22 protein-coding genes, 1 tRNA gene and 1 pseudogene are annotated in these 22665 nt (G+C 70.2%); 6 read left to right on the forward strand and 18 right to left on the reverse strand.

The features are described 5' to 3' along the window. Positions 1–40: 40 nt before the first annotated feature. From AXA68_RS05070 to AXA68_RS05115, 10 genes and pseudogenes are all read right to left on the reverse strand, one after another. Positions 41–277: a hypothetical protein gene (locus tag AXA68_RS05070; protein ID WP_066413691.1), complete on the reverse strand. Its 237-nt coding sequence runs from the start codon at positions 275–277 to the stop codon at positions 41–43. Positions 278–446: 169 nt separating this feature from the next. After that, positions 447–1472, reverse strand: coding sequence for an NAD-dependent epimerase/dehydratase family protein (locus AXA68_RS05075; protein ID WP_232745050.1), 1026 nt, complete (start codon positions 1470–1472; stop codon positions 447–449). Then, the gene (locus tag AXA68_RS05080) at positions 1469–2140 is read right to left on the reverse strand and encodes a phosphate ABC transporter permease (RefSeq protein ID WP_066413696.1); all 672 of its coding nucleotides are present in this window, start codon (positions 2138–2140) and stop codon (positions 1469–1471) included. Before AXA68_RS05080 ends, AXA68_RS05075 begins: the two co-directional genes overlap by 4 nt. Positions 2141–2221: 81 nt before the next feature. Continuing rightward, entirely contained in the window at positions 2222–2500 is a 279-nt protein-coding gene (locus tag AXA68_RS05085; protein ID WP_066413698.1) for a hypothetical protein, read from the reverse strand. Between the two features lie 48 nt (positions 2501–2548). Continuing rightward, complete coding sequence (locus AXA68_RS05090; RefSeq protein ID WP_066413702.1) at positions 2549–3865, reverse strand: MFS transporter; 1317 nt, start codon at positions 3863–3865, stop codon at positions 2549–2551. Between the two features lie 147 nt (positions 3866–4012). Further along, positions 4013–5809 carry a PAS domain S-box protein gene (locus AXA68_RS05095; RefSeq protein WP_066413704.1) on the reverse strand — a complete coding sequence of 599 codons (1797 nt, stop codon included), beginning with the start codon at positions 5807–5809 and terminating at the stop codon, positions 4013–4015. A gap of 90 nt (positions 5810–5899) precedes the next feature. After that, positions 5900–6531: pseudogene (locus AXA68_RS05100) on the reverse strand (protein sorting system archaetidylserine decarboxylase). Next, positions 6528–7589, reverse strand: coding sequence for an AAA family ATPase (locus AXA68_RS05105; RefSeq protein ID WP_066413707.1), 1062 nt, complete (start codon positions 7587–7589; stop codon positions 6528–6530). Before AXA68_RS05105 ends, AXA68_RS05100 begins: the two are co-directional and overlap by 4 nt. A gap of 131 nt (positions 7590–7720) precedes the next feature. After that, entirely contained in the window at positions 7721–8140 is a 420-nt protein-coding gene (locus AXA68_RS05110; protein ID WP_066413710.1) for an SHOCT domain-containing protein, read from the reverse strand. Positions 8141–8206: 66 nt separating this feature from the next. Further along, positions 8207–8686, reverse strand: a complete 480-nt coding sequence (locus AXA68_RS05115) for a DUF192 domain-containing protein (RefSeq protein WP_066413713.1) — start codon at positions 8684–8686, stop codon at positions 8207–8209. Between the two features lie 60 nt (positions 8687–8746). Between AXA68_RS05115 and AXA68_RS05120 the strand changes: the two genes are divergently transcribed. Beyond that, positions 8747–8820 (forward strand) — tRNA-Val (locus AXA68_RS05120). 664 nt (positions 8821–9484) lie between these two features. Here the strand turns inward: AXA68_RS05120 and metX are convergent. Together metX and AXA68_RS05130 are read right to left on the reverse strand one after the other, a co-directional pair. After that, on the reverse strand, positions 9485–10771 hold the full coding sequence (metX, locus tag AXA68_RS05125; protein ID WP_066413715.1) for a homoserine O-acetyltransferase MetX: 1287 nt from the start codon (positions 10769–10771) through the stop codon (positions 9485–9487). A 2-nt stretch (positions 10772–10773) separates the two neighbouring features. Beyond that, positions 10774–12102 carry an O-acetylhomoserine aminocarboxypropyltransferase/cysteine synthase family protein gene (locus AXA68_RS05130; protein WP_066413717.1) on the reverse strand — a complete coding sequence of 443 codons (1329 nt, stop codon included), beginning with the start codon at positions 12100–12102 and terminating at the stop codon, positions 10774–10776. A 125-nt stretch (positions 12103–12227) separates the two neighbouring features. On the opposite strand from AXA68_RS05130, the gene AXA68_RS05135 reads away from it, so the two are divergent. Next, positions 12228–14486, forward strand: coding sequence for a beta-glucosidase (locus tag AXA68_RS05135; RefSeq protein ID WP_066413720.1), 2259 nt, complete (start codon positions 12228–12230; stop codon positions 14484–14486). A gap of 82 nt (positions 14487–14568) precedes the next feature. Then, positions 14569–15990, forward strand: coding sequence for a DHH family phosphoesterase (locus AXA68_RS05140; RefSeq protein ID WP_066413723.1), 1422 nt, complete (start codon positions 14569–14571; stop codon positions 15988–15990). Between the two features lie 45 nt (positions 15991–16035). Here AXA68_RS05140 and AXA68_RS05145 read toward each other — a convergent pair whose 3' ends face one another. The 5 genes from AXA68_RS05145 to AXA68_RS05165 form a co-directional block, all read right to left on the reverse strand. Beyond that, complete coding sequence (locus AXA68_RS05145; protein ID WP_066413725.1) at positions 16036–16335, reverse strand: hypothetical protein; 300 nt, start codon at positions 16333–16335, stop codon at positions 16036–16038. Between the two features lie 2 nt (positions 16336–16337). Then, on the reverse strand, positions 16338–16613 hold the full coding sequence (locus AXA68_RS05150) for a winged helix-turn-helix domain-containing protein (protein ID WP_066413727.1): 276 nt from the start codon (positions 16611–16613) through the stop codon (positions 16338–16340). Positions 16614–16696: 83 nt separating this feature from the next. Next, entirely contained in the window at positions 16697–18190 is a 1494-nt protein-coding gene (locus tag AXA68_RS05155) for a molybdopterin-dependent oxidoreductase (RefSeq protein ID WP_066413730.1), read from the reverse strand. Positions 18191–18193: 3 nt separating this feature from the next. Beyond that, positions 18194–19165 carry a spondin domain-containing protein gene (locus tag AXA68_RS05160; protein ID WP_066413732.1) on the reverse strand — a complete coding sequence of 324 codons (972 nt, stop codon included), beginning with the start codon at positions 19163–19165 and terminating at the stop codon, positions 18194–18196. Positions 19166–19402: 237 nt separating this feature from the next. Continuing rightward, complete coding sequence (locus AXA68_RS05165; protein WP_066413735.1) at positions 19403–19966, reverse strand: HalX domain-containing protein; 564 nt, start codon at positions 19964–19966, stop codon at positions 19403–19405. A gap of 177 nt (positions 19967–20143) precedes the next feature. Here AXA68_RS05165 and AXA68_RS05170 point away from each other — a divergent pair, with 177 nt between their 5' ends. Beyond that, positions 20144–20872: an RAD55 family ATPase gene (locus tag AXA68_RS05170; RefSeq protein WP_066413738.1), complete on the forward strand. Its 729-nt coding sequence runs from the start codon at positions 20144–20146 to the stop codon at positions 20870–20872. 99 nt (positions 20873–20971) lie between these two features. On the opposite strand, the gene AXA68_RS05175 is transcribed toward AXA68_RS05170, so the two are convergent. Beyond that, on the reverse strand, positions 20972–21313 hold the full coding sequence (locus AXA68_RS05175; RefSeq protein WP_066413742.1) for a helix-turn-helix domain-containing protein: 342 nt from the start codon (positions 21311–21313) through the stop codon (positions 20972–20974). A gap of 215 nt (positions 21314–21528) precedes the next feature. On the opposite strand from AXA68_RS05175, the gene AXA68_RS05180 reads away from it, so the two are divergent. Further along, complete coding sequence (locus tag AXA68_RS05180; protein WP_066413744.1) at positions 21529–21867, forward strand: hypothetical protein; 339 nt, start codon at positions 21529–21531, stop codon at positions 21865–21867. 196 nt (positions 21868–22063) lie between these two features. After that, positions 22064–22663: an archaellin/type IV pilin N-terminal domain-containing protein gene (locus AXA68_RS05185; protein WP_066413746.1), complete on the forward strand. Its 600-nt coding sequence runs from the start codon at positions 22064–22066 to the stop codon at positions 22661–22663. Positions 22664–22665: the final 2 nt, after the last annotated feature.

Raw genomic sequence — 22665 nt, forward strand, 5'->3', positions numbered from 1 at the left:
GGCGGTGTTCACCGCAGTTGTCCCTTCGTATCGAATCGGATCAGACCCTCATCACTACCACGGCGGCGACCGCGAGGACGCCGATGTGTGTCGCGTTGACCAGCCCACTCGTTTCGGTCCGACCCACGATCACCGGCAATACGTCCAGATACGGTGCCCATGAAGGTGCTCCCGCATGCGGTGCGAGGAAGTTCCACGCCGCCAGCAGCACCACTCCAACCGCGGCGTACCGGATGCCGTTTCGGACGTGCCGAGCGGGTCCGACACCGGTGCTCATGTGACCGCCGTCACGTTCGCCGGTGAAAAAGGTAATCCAGCCGAGACGTTCTCGGAGCTCACCCGTCCTGACGCGGACGCGTTCGTAACGGAACGGCGGTTTCACACGAGCGTCACCGAGAGAGTCGAAAATCGGCGTACGAACGCCATCTACACCGACCTATATCCACCTACTCCGGCGGTTCGGACATCCCGTTCCCGGAATCCATCGGCTCGTATCCCACCCGCTCGCGGGCGTGTTCGATGTCGAACCACGAGTTCGGGTTGTCACTGATCCCGTAGAACACCTCGAAGGCCCCGCCGGCGAGGGTGCTCGGGTTCAGGTCGTCCACGCCCCGTCCGTCGTCTCCGTCTTCACCCTCACCGCCGTCACCCAGCCCGTCCCGCAGACACGCGTCCACCAGCCCCGCGCAGTCCCGTCGCGAGAGCCAGGTACACCGCATCCGCGCGACGGTCTCCCGATACTCGTCGTCGCCGCGCTCGCAGTCGCCGCGCGCGACCGCCTTCTCCGCGTCGCCGAACGGGTGGTCGTGGCTCGGGTTCCGGACCGAGCCGATCCGGAGCGCGTAGCAGTCGACCCCCTCCCGTTCGGCGTAGAGCCGGCACCACGCCTCGCCCGCCGCCTTCGACGCGCCGTAGTCCGAGTCGGGCCGCAGCGGGCTCTCGTGATCGACCGTCAGCTCGTAGTCGGGGTCGTACAGCGACGGCGCGTGCTGCTCCTCGTACATGCCGACGGCGTGGTTCGAGGAGGCGAAGACGACCGTCCCGACGCCCGCCCGCGAGGCGGCCTCGAGGACGTTTCGCGTCCCCCGGACGTTGTTGCGCTCGACGCCCTCGTAGGGGGTCGAGACCGCCGGCTCGCCCGCGAGGTGGACGACGGCGTCGATCCCGCGGTCATCCATGACCGCCGCGAGCGACGCGGGGGCGTCGGGCTCGCCGACGTCGAGGACGACCGTCTCGCGGTCGCGGTGCGGGTGCGGCGTGCCGTCGCCGAGCTCCGCCGGCGGCTCCGCCCGGTCGTGGAGGACGTAGTCGGCCGCCGAGTGCGCCGTCACCGCGGTGCCGACGGTGCCGTGTGCGCCCGTGAGAAGCACCGTGGCGGTCTCGAGGGGGTCGTCGCCCGCGGGGGGGTCGTCGCCCGCGGGAGCGTCGTCGCTCACGGGAGAGGCGTCGCCCGCGGACGAGCCGTGACTCACGAGGAGGCCCCCTCGTCGTCGCCCGCCGTCCAGCGGCGCGCGCCGGGGAGTATCCCGACCAGCTTCGTCACGTAGCCGAACTTGAAGAGGCCGAGCTGGGAGAGCCCGCCGAGGACGAACATCGCGAGGAACGGGAGCGCGGTGGGGTCGAAGAGCAGCGGCTCGACGGTCAGCTCCTCGGCGGCGGTCGCGAACGACGCCGGCGTCAGCGACCGGGACGCGAGCGCCGCGCCGATGAACGCCGTCGAGACCACGAGCGTCGTGCGCGTGAGGACGAACCCGAACAGCGCGCCGACGGCGACGCCGGCGAGCGTCGCGCCCACGAGCAGCGCGGTCCCCTGGATCCCGACCGCGTCGGCCGCGTAGAGCGGCCCGACCGCGAACCGTCCGGCGAAGCCGCCGACGACCCCACCGATCGCGAGGACGGCGAAGGAGAGGCCGGCGTACGCGAGGAAGCCGCCGATCGCGCCGCCGAGCAGGACGCCGGCGGCCGAGAGCACCAGCCCGTCGACGGCGATCAGTCCGGCGAGGTTCGGGACGGCGAGGTAGCCCGCGCCGGCGCCGATCAGAAAGCCGGTCAGCGACACGGCGTAGACGGAGACTGCCGCGCCGACGAACGCGAGCAGGAGGCCCGCGACGACGACCCCCGCGTTGAGTGGCGTGAACATGGACGCACGTGTGCCGCCGTTCGTCTTAAAGGGTCGGCGTGTCGGGAGACCGTGGCCGGGAACGTGGGTCGTCCTCGATCCTCACCGCGCCCGGCGTTCCGCCTGCCGATCGACGTGGCGCGTGTAGCCGCCGACGGCGAGCCCGAAGCCGACGACGAGGAGCAGGAAGCCCGCCAGCCGGGTTGTTCCGATCGTCATCAGCGCGAGGATCGCGCCGAAGACGAACGCGAAGACCCCGGCGACGACGATTCCGGCGTCGACGAGCGGCGACGGTTGGACCGCCTCGCAGTGCGGACAGATCCGGGCGTCGCCGGGGATCGGCTCGCGGCAGTCGACGCAGTGGACGCGGTCGCGGGACACGTCGGCCGTTCGGGCGGGGGCGGTTTATCGGGTTCGCTCGCGACGGCGTCAGTCGTCCGCGGCCGCCCCGCCCGCGGCGTCGGTCGTCTCCAGCGTCTCCTCGACCTGCGTCATCACCAGCGCGAGCGCGACGATCGCCAGCACCGCCCCGACGGCGAAGGGGACGACGAAGCCGAAGCCGACGAGCCAGCCGGACGCGAGCGGGCCGAGCGCGACGCCGAAGCCGAAGCCCATGGTGAGCACCGACAGCGTCGTCCCCGACTCTCCCTCCCGCGCGAGGTCGCCGGCGAGCGCGAGCGACGGCGCGAAGACGAAGGCGACGGCGACGCCCTGGCCGAGGCGAACGATCGTCATCAGGAGCGGCGAGAGGACGATCCCCTGTAACAGCGTCGTGGGCGCGAGAAGCAGGAACCCGGCCACCAGAAACGGCCGCCGGCCGATCCGGTCGCTCGCGCGCCCGACGGGGACCTGGAGGGCCACGTTCGCGATGGTGACCGCCGCGAACTGGACGCCGAACCAGACGGGCGGCTGGTCCAGCCGGAGGTTCACCTGGTTCTGGAGCGTCGCGTACAGCGCGATACACAGCCCCATCGCGACCGTCGCGATCCCGAGCACGAAGACGGGGTCGAGCAGGCGGTCCTCGCCGCGGACCCGGATCGAGAGGTCGTCTCCCGCCTCGGCCGCGTCGGCGGCGTCGTGGACGAGGAGGTAGACGAGGAGGAAGCTGAGGTACGCGCCGAGACAGGCGGCCGCGAAGGCGGCGTCGAAGCCGTTTATTACGGGGAGCCCGACCGCGGAGAGGTCGTAGGGGCCGTTGTCGACGACGACGCCGGCGAGAACGGGGCCGAACCCGAACCCGATCAGCCGGAAGGTGTTGAAGACGCCGAAGTTCCCCCCGCGCTGGTTCGCGCTGCCCGCGTACTCGTTGACGAGCGCGACCGTCGCGGGGATCGTCAACGCCGCCCCGAACCCCTGGATCGCCCGGAGGACGACGAGGATCCAGTAGGCGTCCGCGAGCGTGTAGAGCGCGCTCGCGGTCCCCAAGAGCAAGATCCCGGCGAGCACGAACGGCCGCCGGGTGGCCAGCCGGTCGGAGAGACGCCCGGTGAACGGCTGGGAGAAGCTGTTGAGGAAGCCGAAAAGCGAGAGGACGAACCCGATGAGCAGCGGCTCGGTGAGCGTCACGCTCGCGGCACCGACCCCGACGCTCGCGCCGAGGAGCGCGTCGATGTCGATCAGGTCGCTCGCGACGTAGAGGGGAAGGACGACGATGAGAAACGAGTTGCCGACCGCGCCGACCATCCGCGCGAGCGCGAGGACGATCACGCGGCGGTCGGTCCCGAGAATCTCCGAGAGGGACCCCATTCGGTCCGGCTTCGACCCGGGTCGTGAAGGCCCTTGCGGACGGCGGGAGGCGATCCGGTTTCTCGCCGCGCGCGACGCGACGATCGCTTACTCGAGGACCGCCTACTCGAGGACTGATTACTCGAAGACCGCCCACTCGAGGACCGACTACTCGACGAGCGGCCGTACGGGACGGTCGGAACCGCGGACCTCGAAGCGGGCACCGCCCGCCTCCGGCTCGACCGCCGCGATCTCCCAGCCGTGTGCGGTGACGATCTCCTTGACGATGGCCAGCCCGAACCCGGTGTTGCCATCGGCTCCGCTCTCGCCGGGCTCGAACAGGTCGTCGCGGATCGCTTCCGGGACTCCGGGACCGTCGTCGGCGACGTAGAAGCCGTCCTCCAGGTCGCCGACCCGGATCGTGACGTCGTCGCCGTCGACCGAGCCGTGTTCGATCGCGTTCCTGAAGAGGTTCTCGAACAGGTTTCTGAGCCGGTCCGGGTCGGCGAGGACGCGCCCGTCGAGGTCGACCTCGAGGGTCGCCCCGTCGGTGTCGACGGTTCCCCAGCTGTCGTCGACCAGCTCCGCGAGGTCGACCGGCTCCGGGTCGCCGACGGTCTCCCCCTCGCGGGCCAGCGTCAACGTGTGCTCGACTATCGACTCGATCCGGTCGAGGGCGTCGGCCGCGGCGGTGAGGTGGTCGTTCCCCGTCTCCTCGCGGGCCAGATCCACGCGGCCGCGGGCGACGTTGAGCGGGTTCCGGAGGTCGTGGCTGACGATCCCGGCGAACTCGTCGAGCCGCTCGTTCTGCCGGCGGAGCGCCTCCTCGCGCTCTTTGAACGCCGTGATGTCCTCCTGGAAGCCGACCCAGCCGGTGACGCGGTCGTCGTCGCGCTCGCGGATCGGCGCGACACTGACGCGGTTCCAGAACGGCGTGCCGTCCCTCCGGTAGTTCAACAGCTCGACGCTCGCGGGCTCCTCGGCGTCTATCGCCTCCCGGAGCTCGGCGACCGCGACCTCGTCGGTGTCGGGCCCCTGGAGGAACCGGCAGTTGATCCCGACCGCTTCCTCGCGGTCGTAGCCGGTCATCTCGACGAACTCGTCGTTGACGTACACCATCGGATTGTCCGCCAGGCTCGGGTCGGTGATGGTGATCCCGACGGGGGCCTCCTCGAGCGCCCGCCGTTTCGTCTCCAGCTCCTCCTGGCGGGCCGCCTCCACGGAGACGTCCCGGAGGATCCCCACGCTGCCCTCGAACTCCTCGCCCTCGTAGGGGAGGACGGCCATGTGGTCGCGACACGGGATCGGGTCGCCATCCTTCGGGTCGATCTCGACGCGGAACCGCTGGATGTCCGGGCCGTCACTCGAGAGGATCGAGCCGAGCCGGTCTTCGGCCTCCAGAACCGCCGTCTCGTCCTTTATCAGGTCGGGCGTGCTCCCGACGATCTCCTCGCGGTCGTAGCCGGTCAGATCGGTGAACGGCTCGTTGACGAAGGTGAACGTCCCCGTCTCGTCGACGACGTACACCGGGTAGCCGAGCGCGTCGATGACGGTCGAGTAGCGGTCCGCGATCTCCCTGGTGCGGTGTTCCTCGACCGCCTGCTCGACCCGGTTCGCGAGCCGCTGGAGCTGTTCGGGCCCGCCCTTCTGGAAGTAGCCCGTGACGCCCGCGTTGAGCGCCCGGCTCGCGATCTCCTCGGATCCCTTCCCCGTGTACAACACGAACGGGACGTGCGGGTGGTCCTCCCGCAGCGCCTCGAAGAACGCCAGTCCGTCCATGTCGGGCATGTCGTAGTCGCTGACGACGCAGTCGAACGAGTCGACCTCGAGCCGGTCCAGCCCGGCCGCCGGCTCCGTCACGCTCGTCACCGACGCCGACGCCAGCTCGCGGTCGAGATACGCCTCGGTGAGGTCGAGCACCGAGGGGTCGTCGTCGACGTGTAACACGTCGATCCGTTCCGTCATGGACGATCCAACGGAGCCGGAGATAAACCCGTATCGCCTCGAGTATCACGACCGGATCCGAATCCGTGGCGTGTCCCGCTCCGCGACGACTCACTCCCGCTCCGCCACGATCGTCTCGCCCGCGCGGACCGAATCGCCCTCGCTCACGAGGAGGTCCTCGCGGTCTACGTCCGCCGGCAACACCACGTCGGCGCGCGATCCGAACGAGACGTGGCCGACGCGCTCGCCCCGCTCGACGCGGTCGCCGGGCTCGACCGCGGGGTGGATCCGGCGGGCGAACCAGCCGGCGATGACGAGCAGCTCGTACTCGCCGAAGTCGATCGCGACCTGCTCGTTGCGCTCGGACTCCTTGTCGAACGCCGGGCGGTTCGCGCCGGGGCGGTGCCGGACCTCCCGCACCTCCCCGGCGATCGGCGCGCGGTTCACGTGGACGTCGGCCGCGCTCATGTACACCCCGACGCGGAGCCGCGTCCCCTCCTCGCGCACGACGCTCACGGTGCCGTCGGCGGGCGAGACGACCGCCCGATCCGGATCGGGCGGCGTCCGCTCGGGGTCGCGGTGGAACCAGAGGACGCCGAGCGCGAGCGCGGCCAGACCGATCCCGGCCGGGGGAGGAAGGGACCCACGACGGCCGCGGCGATCGCGGGCACGAGCGCCAGCCGCCAGGCGTCGTCGACCACCTCGAACGGGAGGACGCGGGCGAGCGGCGGGCTCCGGCTCACGGTTCGGCCTCCGCGGGCTCGGGCTCGTGGAACGCGGCGTGGAGGTCGGTCCGGCCGGCCGCCCACGCCGCGAGCAGGTGGGTGAGGTGGAGCCGGTCGTCGAGCCCGTCGGTCAACGCGAGGTCGGCCTCGCCGGCGAGCTTGTGGAGCCGCGCGAGGTCGTCGCCGCCGTACGCGGAGCCCGCCCGCGCGACACGCAGCGTCTCGCGGAGCAGCCCCGGCCCGTCGTACCCGCCCTCGTCGAGGAGGTCGTCGAGGGTGCTCCGGGCGTCCTTCAGCTCGCCCTCGCGGGCGGCCGCGAGCGCATCGCGGATCGCGTCGTCGTCGCCCACCTCGCCGAGCGTCTCGTAGGCGGTCGTCATGGTGATCTCCTCACCCTCCACGGCCGTCGTCTGCGCCGCGAGGATCGCGCGTCTGAGGTCGCCGCCGGCCGCGCTGGCGACGAACTCCAGCCCGTCGGCGTCGTAGTCGACGCCCTCGCGGTCGCAGATCGTCTCCAGCACGTCGATGGTCTCGTCGGTCGTCGGCGCGCGCAGCCGGATCGGGAAACAGCGCGACCGGATCGGCGCGATGAGCTTCGAGGGCTGGCGCGTCGCGATGACGAACTGGGTCGTTCGGTGGTGTTTCTCCATCACCCGCCGGAGCGCCTGCTGGAAGTCCTCGCGGATGGACTCGGCGTTGTCGAGAAGCACCGTCTTGTACTCGCCCGACATCGGCGCGTAGGAGGCCGACTCCGTCAGCACGCGGTTTATCATGTCACGTTTCGCCATCCGGCTTCTCCCCTGGAGGAACCCCTCGAAGCGGGGATCGGTCCGGATCTCCTTTTTCGTCCGGCCGAAGAAGTCCGCGACGTTGATCTCGATCAGGTCGCCCTCGGGGTCGGCGTGCGACTCCCGCGCCAGCGCCCGCGTCGCGGCCGTCTTCCCGGCTCCCGGCGGTCCCTGAACGACGAGGTTCATCGGCTCGTCGACCGCCCGCTCGAGCCGGTCGCGGGCGTCGGTCTGCCGGATCTCCGACAGCTCCGGCGCGTGCGTGTCGATCCACAGCGGTCCGTCCATTACCCTCCCGTCCGGGCCGCGCGCTCAAGAAACGGTCGGTCCGGCCAGTCCCGATCGGAGCGGGCGGTCCCGATCGGTCCGGGCGGTCCGGTCGGCCACCTCTCCGACCGTAGCCCGAGTCGATCCCCTGGTCACTCCCGGACGCGTTCCAGTTCGCGCTCGACGGTCCCGCGGATCCGGGCGGCCACGTCGCGGTCGCGGTCCGCGACCTCCGCGTCCTCCGTCTCGAGCAGGCGGTCGAGCCGCCGCTCGAACTCGCGTTCGTCTATCTCGCCGCGGGCGTAGCGCTCGCGCAACGCGGCGAGCGCGGGGTCGATCTCGGCTCCCCGCTCGCTTCCCCCGTCCTCACCGTCCGACGACGGCAGCGGCTTCGCGAGGGTGTGGAGCACGGGGAGGACGACGAACAGGCCGAGGAACCAGACGAGCGGCAGCGTCCACCAGAGGTCGGTGAGGAGGGGCGCGAGCACGCCCGCGCCGACGACGCAGAGCGCGAACACCCGCCGCCAGCGGTACCGGAGGTTCCAGGCGGCGCGTCGGAGGGGACCGGTCATACGCGGTCGGACGCGAGCGAGGCGTGAAAGGGTTTCGTCGGGGGTCGGAGCACCCCGTCGAGCGGCTCAGGGCAACTCGAACCGGAGTTCGTCGCCCGGCTCGATCCCGTTGTCGGCGCTCCACCCTCTCGGGACCTCGAGGACGTATTTTCCCGTCCCCTCGTAGGTTCTGAGCGGGCGCGACTCGGGTTCCGCCTCCCGGATCTCCGTGATCTCGCCGTCCTCGGCGACGAACACGATGTCGATGGCGAAGGCCATATCGCGCATCACGTAGCCGTGCTCGCCGGACTCGCGGTGGACGAACAGCATCCCCTCGTCGTCGGCGAGTTCGTTCGTCGTCGAGAGGCCGACGTAGCGTTTCATCGGGCCGTCGGCGATCCGGGCGTCGACGGTCGCGAGGGTCTCGCCCGTCTCGGCGTCGACCGCCTCGACCGTGGTCGTCTCGTAACCCGGGATCAGGACGGAGGGCGCGGTGGCGACCACGAGTGCGGCGAGGACGAAGACGACGATGGCGGCGGCGGTCAACGCGGGAAAGCGACGGTTCACGCCCGGGGTTCGCAACCGAGACAGAAACCGTTTTCCGCTCGCGGCGGCTGGTCTCGACGAGGGCTCGTGGTCTAGCTGGTTATGACGCGGCCTTTACAAGGCTGAGGTCGGCGGTTCGAACCCGCCCGAGCCCATACCCGCGGCGAGCAACTCCGCGAGCCGCGGGTATGGCGCGGGTTCGAATCAGGGAGCGGGAGGTGAGCGAGCACCGCGAGCGAACGGGAGCGACCGTGGTTCGAACCCGCCCGAGCCCGTTTCTGGGACGAACGAAGTGAGTCACAGAAATGTATGCGAGGCGGGTTGAATTCTATCGGTCGCGCGCAGCGAAGCGAGCACGTCCGATTTCGGTTCGAACCCGCCCGACCCCGGTTCGACCCCTCGATGACGAGCCTTTTTGAGCACGTTCTCATCGCTTGAACCGAGATCGTTGCCGGCGCGGTGAACGCTCTAAACCTTCAGCCGCTCGGCTCTACATGGTTGCTGACGTGGTGAACACCGCCAAAGCCCCAGCCGGGAGGACTCGCGCACCTCGCTGCGGTCCTCAGTCGCTCGCGCTGCTCGCTCCCTGCGGTCCTTACATCGGTGGGCTTCGTCCTCCCGGCTGCCCCTTTGAGTCCCACCTCGCACAGCACCGCCCCGCACCTCACGCCTCCCCAGCCTCGTCGACTGCCCTCCGCTTCGCTCCGGCCAGCCGACTCCCTCGCGCGGTGCCGTTCGCGGCCGCCGAGGGCGGCCGCTCACGGGCACGCGCCACCGCACCGCGGGTCTTCGTTCCTCCGTATCCGACTCTCCCTCGGTTCACCCGCCGAACAGGCTGGAGTGGACCGGGGCGTGGTCCGGGTCGCGGTCGGACTCGGGGTCCTCGTCGTCTCCACCCGCGTCGTCGACGGCCCGGCCCTCCACCCCGTCGGCGAGGAAGTCGCGGAGCGGCGGGCCGACGCGTTCGGGCTCGACGAGGAACGCGTCGTGGCCGTGGTCGGAGTCGATCACGTGGTGGGCGACGGGGACGTCTCGCTCGCGGAAGGCGGTCGCGACCGACGCCGACTGCTCGACGGTGAAGTGCCAGTCGCCGGTGAAGCTCAAGAGGAGTGCCTCGCCCTCGAAGGCGGCGAGCGCGTCGGCGTCGGAGCCGTAGCCGGCGGCGAGGTCGTACTCGTCCATCGCGCGCGTGAGATAGAGGTAGCTGTTGGCGTCGAACCGCTCCGCGAACCCCTCCGCCTGGTAGTCGAGGTACGACTCAACCTCGCGGTACGGGAAGAAGGCGGCCGCGGGGTCGGCCTCGAGCCCCAGATCGCCCTGCTCGCGGCTCAGCGAGTCTCGACCCGCCGAGCGCCGGCCGAACTTCTTCTCCATCGACGCCTTCGAGAGGTACATCACGTGGCCGATCTGTCGGGCCATCGCGAGCCCGGTGTCGGGCGAGTCGCGACCCTCGCCGTAGTAGTCGCCGCCGTTCCAGTTCGGGTCCGCGCGGATCGCCCGGCGCGCGATCGCGTCGAGTCCGAGACACTGCGCGTCGAGCCGGGCGGCGGCGGCGATCGGGACGATCCGGTCCACGTCGTCCGGGTAGCGCTTCGCCCACTCGAGGACGTTCATCCCGCCGACGCTCCCGCCGACCACGGCTCGAAGCCGGCCGACGCCGAGGTGGTCGAGCAGCCGGCGCTGCGCGCGCGTCCAGTCCTCGACTTGAACCGGCGGGAACGCCGTCCCCCAGCGGTCGTGGTCGGGCTCGTCCGCGAGATCGAGGTCCGCGGGCCGCTCGCTGGCCGGTCCGGAGGTGCCGTAACAGGAGCCGGGGACGTTCGCGCAGACGACGTAGTACTCGGTCGTGTCGATCGCCTTTCCGGGGCCGACCACGTCGTCCCACCACGCGCGGGCCTGGCCGGCCTGGCCGGCGTCGGCGTCGCGCTCCGGCGTCCGGGCGACGTTCTGGCTGCCGGTGAGCGCGTGACACACGAGGACGACGTTGTCGCCGTCGAACTCGCCGTACGTCTCGTAGGCGACGCGCAGGTCGGGGATCGACCGGCCGCACTCGAAGGTGAACTCCCCGAGCGCCGCGACGCCGGCCTCGGTGGGCGTCGCCGCCATGTTCACCGCCCCTCCTCCGGCGCTCCGCCGTTCGTCCCGGCTCGGTCCGTCCCCGCGTCCTCCGCCGCCTCCAGCGCGGCGTCGAGGTCGGCGATCACGTCCGCGGACTCCTCGATGCCGACCGAGAGCCGGACCATGTCCTCGGTGACGCCCGCGGCCGCCCGCGCCGCCTCGTCGAGCTGTGCGTGCGTGGTGGAGGCGGGGTGGATAACCAGGGTCTTCGCGTCGCCGATGTTCGCGAGGAAGCTCGCGAGGTCGACCGACTCACACAGCGTCTTCGCGGCCGCGTACCCGCCGGCGGTCCCGAAGGTGACCATCCCGCCGTACCCCTCCAGATACGCGCTCGCGTCGTCGTGGGTCGGGTGGTCGCCGAACCCCGGGTACGTCACCCAGTCGACGCGGTCGTCCCCGCGGAGGAACTCCGCGACGTCGCGGGCGTTCTCGCAGTGACGCTCCATCCGGAGCGGGAGCGTCCCCACGCCCTGGAGCGTTTGCCAGGCGTCGAATGGGGACTGCTGGCTCCCCGTGGGTCGGACCGCCCGCTGGCGGACGACGTTCGCGAAGGCGGCGTCGCCGAACCGCTCCACGAAGTCGATCGGGAACGCCGGCGACTCCCCGGAGAGCTCCTCGTACTCCGCGTCCGGGTGGTCCCACGGGAAGGTGCCGCCGTCGACGACGATCCCCCCGACCGTGGTGCCGTTGCCGGTGATCCACTTGGTCGTCGACTCCCAGACCACGTCCGCGCCGTGCTCGATCGGCCGGCAGAGCGCGGGGGTCGCGAACGTGTTGTCGACGACGAGCGGGACCGCGCGGTCGTGGGCGATCCCCGCGAGCCGCTCGAAGTCGGGCGTGACGAGCGAGGGGTTCGAGAGCGTCTCCACGTGGACGAAGGCGGTGTCGTCGTCGATCGCCTCGGCGTACCCCTCGTAGTCGGTAGTGCCGACGAGGCGGGTCTCGATCCCGCGGCGGTTCGCGACGGTGGTGAGGTGCGTCGCGGTGCCGCCGTACATCTCCTCGCTGGCGACGACGTTGTCGCCGGCGCTCGCGAGCACCGTGGTGATCGCGTCGAACGCGCCCATCCCCGAGGCGGTCGCGACCGCGCCCGATCCGCCCTCCAGGTCGGCGAGGCGGTTCTCGAGGGCGCGAACGGTCGGGTTCGAGACGCGGGAGTAGACGTCGCCGTCGGCCCGGAGCGCGTACAGGTCCGCCGCCGAATCGGCGTCCTCGAACGCGTACGAGGTCGTCTGGTGGATCGGCATCGCGCGAGCTCCGGTCGCCGGGTCGGCGGTCGACCCGGCGTGGAGACTCCGGGTGTCGAACCCACGTGTCATGTGTGTTGCGCATATATCTACGAATATCTATAACTGTCAGTTACGGCAAGCCCTGCCGGACCCGTGGCGGTCCGCCCCCCTGCCGCCGGCCGAACGCCTTTGCGCCCGGCGGCCCACGGTCCGGCATGGCCACGGACGACGCCGTATCCCGGCTGGTCGAGGCGCTCACGCTCGAGGAGGCGGGTCGACTCGTCTCCGGCACGACGGACCCGGCCGGCCGCGCGACGGGCTACCTCGGTGGAGTCGACCGGCTCGAGGTTCCTCCGTTGACCCTGGTCGACGGGCCGCTCGGGGTCCGGATCCCGGGCGAGTCGGCGACCGCCTTTCCCGCCCCGATCGCGCTGGCCGCGACCTTCGACGCCGACCTGGCCCGCGAACACGGGGCCGCGCTCGGCCGCGAGACGAGGGCGGCCGGGGCCGACGCCCTGCTCGCGCCGGGGACGAACCTGATCCGGGTCCCGCAGGGCGGGCGGAACTTCGAGTACTTCGCGGAGGACCCCGTGCTGTCGGCCGCGACCGCCGCGGGCGTCGTCGAGGGGATCGAGTCCGCGGACGTGATCGCGACGCCGAAACACTACGTCGCGAACTCCCAGGAGACGGACCGCGCGACGGTCAGCGCCGAGATCGGCGAGCGCGCGCTCCGCGAGCTGTACCTCCCGTCGTTCCGCGCCGCGGTCGCGGCCGGTGCCGGATCGGTGATGTCGGCGTACAACCGCGTGAACGGGACCCGGATGAGCGACCACCGCCGACTGCTGACGGACGTGTTGAAGGAGGAGTGGGGGTTCGACGGCTACGTCGTCTCCGACTGGTACGGCACCGAGGGCGCGGTCGACGCCGCGGCCGCCGGTCTCGACGTCGAGATGCCGGGCGTCCCGATGGGAGACGAGGCGGACGGGGCGGACGAGCCCGGAGACGACGGCGACGACGTGGAGGCCGGCGACGACGGGACCGACGGGGCCGACGGAGACGACCCCGCCGACCCGCTCCCGCCCGAGATCGCCCGCGGGATGCCCGACCCGGAGACGTGCGAGCCGTTCGACGAGGCGCTCCCCGCCGCGGTCAGGGACGGGTCGCTCCCGCGGGAGCGGCTCGACGACATGGCGGCGCGCGTCCTCCGGACGATGGACCGGGTCGGCCTGCTGGACGGGGACCGAGCCCCCGCTGACGTCGACGCCGACGCCCACCGCCGGCTGACGTTTCGGGTGGCGACGCGGGGGTCGGTCCTCCTGGAGAACGACGGCGTCCTCCCGCTTCCGGCCGACGCCGACGTCGCGCTCGTCGGTCCCGCGGTCGACGAGGCGGTCCTCGGCGGGGGCGGCTCCTCGGAGACGACGCCGGAGACGACCACGACGCCGCGGGAGGGCCTCGAGGCGCGCGCGGACGGAACCGTGACCGTCGCGCCCGGTCACCCGCCGGTCGAGGGGATCTCGATGTTCGACTTCCTGGGCGGTGACGACGTCGGCGGCGACGGCGGCGACGGGGAGAACGAACCCGGCGAGAAGGAGACGCGCGAATCGGACGACTCCGCGGACGACCCCGCGACCGACGACGCCGCGGACCTCGACGCGGCGGTCGCGGCCGCCGAGGTCGCGGACGTCGCCGTCGTCGTCGTCCGCGACGCCACCACGGAGGCGCTCGACCGGGACGGGATCGGGTTCCCCGACCGCCAGGACGAACTGGTCGAGGCGGTCGCCGCGGCCGCCGACCGGACCGTCGTCGCGGTCGCCGCGAGCGGCCCGGTCGAGCTCCCGTGGCACGACGCGGTCGACGCGGTCCTCCTCAACTGGTACCCCGGACAGGTCCACGGCGACGCGCTCGCCGCGCTGTTGTACGGCGATGCCGATCCGGGGGGCCGGCTCCCGGTCACGTTCGCGCCGGAGTCCGCGTACCCGACGGCCGACCGCCGGCGCTTCCCCGGCGTCGACGGGCGCGTCAGCCACGACGAGGGTGTCCTCGTCGGCTACCGCTGGTTCGACGCCCGCGACCCCGATCCGACCTACCCGTTCGGTCACGGCCGCTCGTACGCGGCGTTCGAGTACCGCGACGCCGCTCTCGACGTCGACGAGGAAGGCGAGGAAGTGGGTGACGTCGCCGTCACGGTCACGGTCGAGAACGTCGCCGACCGCGACGGGCGCGAGGTGGTCCAGACGTACGTGCGGCCGCCGCGCGTCGCGGGCGTCGACCGCCCCGTCCGCGAGTTCGCCGGGGCGGAGAGCGTCGCCGTCGCCGCCGGCGGGACCGAGACGGTCACGATCCGCCTCGACGACCTCGCGTTCTCCCGGTACGACCCCGAGGCGGGGTGGACCGTCGATCCCGGCGAGTACGTCGTCGAGGTCGGTCGCTCCGCGCGGGACGCCCGGATCGAACTGACGGTGGAGCGGTGACTCTCGAGGCACGATCCGCCCCTCTCCCCGACCCGTCGAGCGAAACGTGCGTTTATCCCCGATGCCGCCCCACGGACCGGTAATGGCAGCCGCCGACATCCCCGTTCCCGCGCTCGGCGATCGGGCCCGCGCCTGCGCCCGTCGCCTGCGCGAGGCCGACCGCGTCCTGCTCGCCTCACACATCGACGCCGACGGGCTCACGAGCGCCGCCGTCGCGTCGGCGGCGCTCGCGCGGGCGGGGATCGACCACGAGGTCGTCTTCGAGAAGCAGCTCGACGCCGAGTCGATAGCGGGGATCGCCGCCCGCGGGTTCGAGGTGGTCTGCTTCACCGACTTCGGCTCCGGCCAGATCGACGTCATCGCCGACCACGAGGCCCGCGGCGACTTCGTTCCCGTGATCGCCGACCACCACCAGCCCGCCGACGCCGACACGACGTTCCACCTCAATCCCCTGCTCGAGGGGATCGACGGGGCGAGCGAGCTCTCGGGGGCGGGCGCGAGCTACCTCCTCGCCCGCGCGCTCGAGGGGCCCGACGGCGACAACCGCGACCTCGCGGCGCTGGCGGTCGTCGGCGCGGTCGGCGACATGCAGAACGGCGACGGCGGGCTCGTCGGCGCGAACGAGGCGATCGTCGCGGACGGCGTCGACGCGGGCGTCCTCGAGGAGCGCACCGACCTCGACCTGTACGGCCGACAGACCCGGCCGCTCCCCAAACTGCTGGAGTACGCCTCCGACGTACGGATTCCGGGGATCTCCAACGACGAGGCGGGCGCGATCGGCTTCCTTCGGGACCTCGACGTCGACGCGCGACGCGACGGCGAGTGGCGGCGCTGGGTCGACCTCGACGACGCGGAGCGGCGGACGCTCGTCTCCGCGCTGATACGGCGCGCCGTCGCCTCCGGCGTTCCCGCGGACCGGATCGAGCGGCTCGTCGGCACCTCCTACACGCTGCTCGACGAGGAGTCGGGAACCGAACTGCGGGACGTCAGCGAGTTCTCGACGCTGCTCAACGCGACCGCGCGATACGAGCGCGCGGACGTGGGGCTGGCGGTGTGTCTCGGCGACCGCGACGCCGCGCTCGCGGAGGCGCGACGGCTGCTCCGGAACCACAGGCGGAACCTCTCGGAGGGGCTCCAGTGGGTGAAATCCGAGGGCGTGACCCACGAGGAGCACCTCCAGTGGTTCGACGCCGGCTCGCGGATCCGCGAGACGATCGTCGGGATCGTCGCGGGCATGGCCGCCGGTTCGCCGGCCGTCGACCGTTCGAAGCCCGTGATCGCGTTCGCGGAGAAGAACGCGGAGGAGCTGAAGGTCTCCTCGCGCGGGACCGGACGGCTGGTTCGGCGGGGGCTCGACCTCTCGGCCGTGATGCGGGAGGCGAGCCGGTCCGTGGGCGGCGACGGCGGCGGCCACGACGTCGCCGCCGGCGCGACGATCCCGAGCGGCGAACGCGACGCGTTCCTCGCGTCGGCGGACGCGCTGGTCGGGGATCAGCTCTCGTAAGCGACCGGCGGCGAGTCCGGCGAAACCCCGCCGAAACGGGACCCGTCACTTCAGGGTGACGTACGTCAGAAACGAGATCGCGAGCAGTTCGAGCACGCGCATCCCCAGGACGACCCGTCCGACGAGCGGGTCCATGGCGTAGAGCGTGTTCATGCTGCTGAAGAAGAACGCGATCGCGACCAGGTTCTCGACGAGCAGGACGGCACTGAACCCAACCAGTCCGAGCACCAGCGTCGAGCGGAACTGGCGGTAGTTGTCGAGCCAGACGGCGGCCAACACCGCGAGCAGCACGCTGTTGACGCCGGTGAGCAGGATCCCGGCCAGCGTCGGCGCTCCCATGGCCATCGTCACGTCACCCGCTCCGTGATCTCCTCGAAGGTGTCGGCGTGTCGCTCGAACCGGTCGGTCAGGAAGTACAGCTTCCCGTAGTCGTGGTCGCTCGGCTCGACGACGTCGTGTTCCTCTAGCATCTCCATGTGGTGTGTGATCGTGTTGTAGTCGACGTCCAGTTTCTCGGCCAGCTCGTTCGCGTTCCGCGGCCGGTTCCGCAGTTCGCGGACGATCCGGACCCTGTTTGCGCCACCGCGGCTCGCGGCGAAGAGGTACCACAGGGCCTTCTCCATTTGGTGTGTGTCAGTGTCTCGGGGGCGGTCAAAGTCGTTTCGACGTCCGCGGGTTCGCTCGAAGGTCCACGGGCCGTCCCCGCTCACCCGCCGACCGTCCGCCGGACCCACCCGGACGCGCCGGTCGGCGAGGGGTCGGACCTCTCGTGCGTCTGGAGCGTCCCGGTCCCGTCCGTCGCCCGGACGACCACCTCGTGTGTCCCGTCCGGTTCGAAGACGTGACGCCACTGTCGCCAGACGTCCTCGTCCGCGAGCGGCTCCGAGAGCGTCGCGTCGGTCCACGACTCCCCTCCGTCCGTCGAGACCTCCACGCGGTCGATCCCGCGCGTCCCGGCGTACGCGTGACCGGCGAGCTCGATCCGTCCGTCGGGGAGGTCCGTGATACCCTCCTCCCAGAGCTTCGCGACGGTCTCGACCTCGCCCGTTCCCTCCCAGCCGCGCTCCTCCCAGTAGCCCTCCTCCTCCGTCTCCAGCAGCTCGATCTCCGTCAGCCACTTCACGTTCGTCTCGCCCCAGTGGCCCGGGATGAGCACGCGAACCGGATGTCCGTGACTCGGGGGAAGCTCCCGCCCGTTCATCCCCCACGCCAGGAAGCCGTCGGCGAGGACCTCGACCGGGAACTGGACGTAGTAGCCGTCCGCCCCGTGTAACATCGCGCAGTCGCAGTCGCCCGAGGGATCGACGGACTCGAGCAGCGGCCGGATCGGCGTTCCGGTCCAGACGGCGGTGTCTAGCTTCCGTCCGTTCAGCGGCTCGCCGACGCACCGCAACGAGATCGCCCGGTGTTCGACCGGTCGGTCGATCAGGTCGTCGAACGCGACCGTTCGTTCCGCCCCGGTCTCGCCGGTGAACGTCAGCGACCACTCCTCGGTGGTGACCTCCGGGTCAAACTCCGAGATGTCGACGTTGTAGAACCCGTCGATGGGGCTCACCAGTCCGTGGAGGTCGTCGCTTTCGAGCTCGAGCGACGCCGACCCCAGATCCCGGATCCGCGACTCGGCGCCCGCCGACCGCGGCGCGCCGGCGAGCGGATCGTCCTCCGTCGCGAGCGCTCGCCGCCCGCCGACCGACGAGACGACGAACCCGAGCGCTCCCGCGACCGCCCCGAGCGTCCGTCGGCGCGCCGAGTCGACCGACGTCGACGAACCGTCGGCGCTCGCGATCGGACCGTCGCCGATCGCGACGACCGCCGCCGCGGGCAGGGCCGGTCCGATCGCGAGCGCCGGCTCTCCCGTCAGTCCGGCCGCGAGGAGCCACGCGCCCGCGCCGGTCGCGACGCCGGCGAGCGGCCGGGAGCCGACCCGATCGGCGAGGCGTCGTCCGACGAACGACACCGCGCCGAACAGTCCGATCGCGGTCGCGATCGCCATCGCGACGTGAAGGAGGTGTCCCGCGTCGCCGACGGTCTCGATCGCGGCGGTCACGATCGGTCCGGGCGTGAGATCGACGATGACCCGATCGACGGGCCGGACGACGAACGACGGCGACCATCCCGTGACGAGATACGAACCGGCGACCGCGGCCGTGCCGGCCGCCGCCGCGAGCAACGCGTCTCGCCGTTCGATGTCGTCGATCACGGTCTACCTCGGGTTCACGGTCACCCGGATAACGTCCTCGACGGCGGGATACTCGTGGCCGTCGTCGACGTCGCTCAGCCGGCGCACGACGCCGTCCTCGTCGTCACCTTGGTCGGGCGCGTCCTGTGCGGGTGCCTGATCGGGGCCGGTTCCGGGCGGTTCCGCGTTCGGCTCCGTGCCGGCGTCGAACAGCGCCACGTCGTCGGTGACGTCCCCCTCGACGGGGTCGCCGTCCGCCGGCCGGAGTTCGATCCCCGCCTCGCCCGGCGACACGAACACGTCGTTCGAAGGGACGAACATCGAGGCGAACGAGAGCCGCTGGCCGGGCGCCGCCTCCACCTCGAACTCGAAGGCGCCGCCCGGCGCGACCGGCGGGGCCCCCGGGACCTCGCCCGTCGGATCGTTCGGGTCCGCGACCGTGTCGGCGGGGGTGTACGCCCCCGCGTCGTGGACCTCCATCGACGCGGCGAGTTCGTCGACGAGTCCGTCCTCGCCCTCGAAGCCCGTCGGCGGCCCGGCCTCGGCGAGCGCTTCGAGCCCGATCGAGGCCGGCTCCCCGACCGCGTAGATCGGGTTCTCGCCCGTGTGGACTCCATACGCACCGGGAGTGAGCCAGACCTGCCCCCCGGTCGACGTGTCGTCGGGATAGACGTCCGTCGAGGCGACGTTCTCGATCCTGACGCCGAACGTCTGCGGCTCGGCGTTCCCCTCGCCGTCGTCAGTTCCGTCCTCCTCCATCCCTCCGCCGTCGTCCATTCCCTCGCCGTCACCCATCTCCCCGTCGCCGTCCATGTCCTCTCCGTCGCCGTCCATACCGTCGCCCGTCTCGCCGTCCGTGCTCTCGTTCCCGTTCATCCCCTCGCCGTCGTTCATGCTCTCGCTGCTCCCGTCGTCACCGAGACATCCGGCGAGCCCGAGCGCCGCGAGACTCCCTGCCGCTCCCAACAGCCGCCGCCGTGGTACGTGATCGGACATACACTCGCCGCCTCGACGGGGACCGGAAAGTACGTTTTTCAAGGATCGGGCGGGTTCCGTTCGGAGTCGGATCGGCGTCGGTCCGAACGCCCTTCGAACTCCGTTCAAACTTCGCCCCGAAACGGTCGCGCCGATCGGGGCACGCGACGAAAAGATGGTCTCGGAACCAACGGTCACGGAACCGAAGCCGGAACGAGGGCCGCTCGCCGCGGTTCCGGCCGTCCCGACCGCGCGGCCTCACGCCTCGCCGATGTCCCGGAACATCGCGCGGTAGTCGTCCGTCGACAGCGACTCCGCGATGGCGTCCATGTCGGCGTCGATCTCCTCGAGCCGGTCGACGAGTTCGGCGAACGCCTCGTTGCCGTCCAGTTGGGCGGCCGGCTTCTGTGCCTTGAGGACCGCCCGCTTGGTCGCCAGCGACGCGGCCTCCTGGAGGAGGTCGTCGTACTCGTCGCGGGTCAAGAGCGTCTCGAGCGCGGCCAGAAGGTTCGCCCGGCTCACCGGCTTGGTCAGATACAGGTCGAAACCCATGCCGATGATGTCGAAGTCGGGCTCGACCGCGGTCACCATCGCGACCCGGCAGTCGAGGCCCTTCGCGCGGATGTGTTCGAGCACGTCGTCGCCGCTGCCGTCGGGGAGCCGACGGTCGAGGAGGACGGCGTCGACGCGTTCGTCGACGACGTCTTTCGCCTCGGCGGCCGTCTCGGCGACGGTGACGTCGTAGCGCTCCTCGAGGAAGCCGGCGTACAGCGCCGCGATATCCGGCTCGTCCTCCACGACGAGGACCGTCGCTTCGCTCACCGTCGATCACCGTCGGAGACGACGGGATACGCTTCACCGAACATACTGGACGTGGCGGCGTGTCGACGAATAAAGCTGTCGCCGTCTGTCCACCCGCAAAAATCCGGTCGTCTCCCGGCTCCACAGCGACTCGAACGGATCGTCTTTTATGTACTCCGGCCGCGAAGACCGACGCGAATGTCAGAACTCGTCTCTACCGGAGTCGAGGGGCTCGACTCGATCCTCACCGGCGGCATCACGGAGCAGTCGACCGTTCTGGTCTCCGGCAACCCCGGCACCGGAAAGAGCATCTTCGGGATCCAGTACCTCTACACGGGCGTCACCGACCACGACGAGCGCGGCGTGTACGTCTCCTTCGAGGAGGACGAAGCGGACATCCGCGCCGCCGCCGAGTCGGTCGGGTTCGACGACTTCGGCGAGCTGGTCGACGACGACCAGATCGTGATCCTCGACAAACGGCAGATGCTTCGCGAGACCGACTTCTCGACGGCCGTCGACAAGCTGCTCGACACCATCGAGGGCGAGGACTTCGACCGGCTCGTGCTCGACTCGCTGTCGATGTTCCAGCTGTTCTTCGAGAACGAACAGGAGAAGCGGACGTACCTGCTCAAGTTCTCGGATATCCTCAAGGCCAACGGACTGACCTCGCTTCTCATCAACGAGCAGGGAGCGGTGTTCCCCGACACCGAGGTCGGACTGGAGAACTTCCTCACCGACGGCAACATCTACTTCATCCAGACGCCGACGGACTCGGGAGTGAACCGCTACGTCTGGGTCGCGAAGATGCGCAAACAGGACATCGACACGGACATCTTCCCGATGGAGATCGGGCAGGGCGGGATCACGGTCCACGAGCGGGCGGGCGGCTTCTCGATGATGAGCCGGTCGGACGAGCCGTCGTTCTGACCGGCGGCGGGGGAGCGCCGGTCCGATCGGCTTGGGACGGTTCGTGGTTCAGTCCGGTTCGCGGCTCGGTACGGTCCAAGATCCGGTCCGATCTACCCTTCAGTCCCCTCTCGCCGAGAGGTCGCGCCACACGTCGTCGAGGCGGTTCTTGACCGCGGAGCGCTCCTCGACCTCGACGGTAAGCCCGTCCCGGAAGTCGACGTCGACGCCGTCGACCTTCCGGCGGTACACCTTCACGCGGCGGTGTTCGTCCGAGAGCGGTCGGTCGTGAAGCTCGAGCAGGTCCGCCTCCTCCAGCTCGTTGATCCGCCGGTAACACGTCGCGATGGGCACGTCCAGCTCCTCGCTCAGGTCCTGTGCGGACTTGGCGTCGCCCGTCGCTGTCAGGATGTCCGTGTTGTACTTGTTCCCGAGCACCGTGATCAGGTCGTCCCCCACCATTATCGTTATCAATTGTGAGTTTCCGACCCAAAAAGATATCGGTAGGTACTCTCGTCGCCGCCGGTGCTCGTCGAGTCGTCGACGCAGAACGGTCGGATTTGGGTGTCTGCGGTCGTGCGGTGCTCGGTCGCGATCGGGCGATCGAGATACAGGAATATTATCGGTATTGATACGCGTTACCGGAGGTTTATCGTGGCCGGACGGGCAGGCCGCGTATGGACCCCATCGAAGGCCTGTATCTCGTGACGACCGTCGTGCTCGCGGGGGCGAGCGCGACGCTGTCGGCGTTCGCGGTGACGGCGTACCGCTCCTCGGGGCGGACCGCCATGGCGTACCTCGCCGTCGGGTTCGGCCTCGTCGTCGTCGCCGCGCTCGCCACGCCCCTCGCGGCGTTCCGGACCGCGTTCGCGAACCCCCGAGCCTTGCTCTTGGTCAACACCGGGCTGCTCGCCGGGTCGATGGCGCTCGTCGCGGGGAGCCTCGCGGTCTACGAGCCCGGCACGCGCGAGTTCGTGATCTCGGAGTCGGAGATGGCCGAGCTTCGAGAGCGGTGAGTCGCGGATCCAGATCTGATAGTCGGTTCCCTGTTTCGTTCTTCTTTTCTGTAATTACTTATGTAATATAATCCCAAAAACCGCACGACAGCAGTTGTTTATCAGATTGAATAACCAGCCCCGTGTCTTTAATAGGTGATTCCCGCTCCGTAGCGATAACGCCCGCCGGGCGGACCGCGGGCCCACACAACAACCAATGTTCGAAACCATACTGGACGAGGAAGAGCGCGGTCAAGTGGGGATCGGGACGCTCATCGTGTTCATCGCGATGGTGCTGGTGGCGGCGATCGCCGCCGGCGTCCTGATCAACACCGCCGGGTTCCTCCAGACGCAGGCGGAGGCAACGGGCGAGGAGAGTACGAGCCAGGTGAGCGATCGGCTCCAGGTAGTGAGCCAATCCGGAACCTTCGACGACAGTAGTTTCACTCCTGGCCAGATCGACACGCTCCAGTTCGTTGTCGCTCAATCACCGGGGGCTACTAACGTTGATCTCTCGCAGGTCTCTGTTGAGCTCATCGGTACTGATGGTCAGGAGACGTTCGTTTTGGGAGATTCCGGAACTAATATTAACATTTTCAAGGGAGATAATACAAACGTCCTGACGGATACTAGCGATCGAGCTGAACTGACGGTCAATCTCGACGATGGAGGATCCAATCCTGATCAGATCGGTAGCGGCTACGTACTACAAGAAGGTGATTCACTCTCCGTGACGTTCACGACCGCGAGCGGTGCGACGACGACGACGGAGATCCGCGTGCCAAGTACCGTCGTCAGTGATTCCGTGAGGCTGTAACA

Source organism: Halorubrum aethiopicum, from assembly GCF_001542905.1.
In the GTDB taxonomy this organism is placed as follows: domain Archaea; phylum Halobacteriota; class Halobacteria; order Halobacteriales; family Haloferacaceae; genus Halorubrum; species Halorubrum aethiopicum.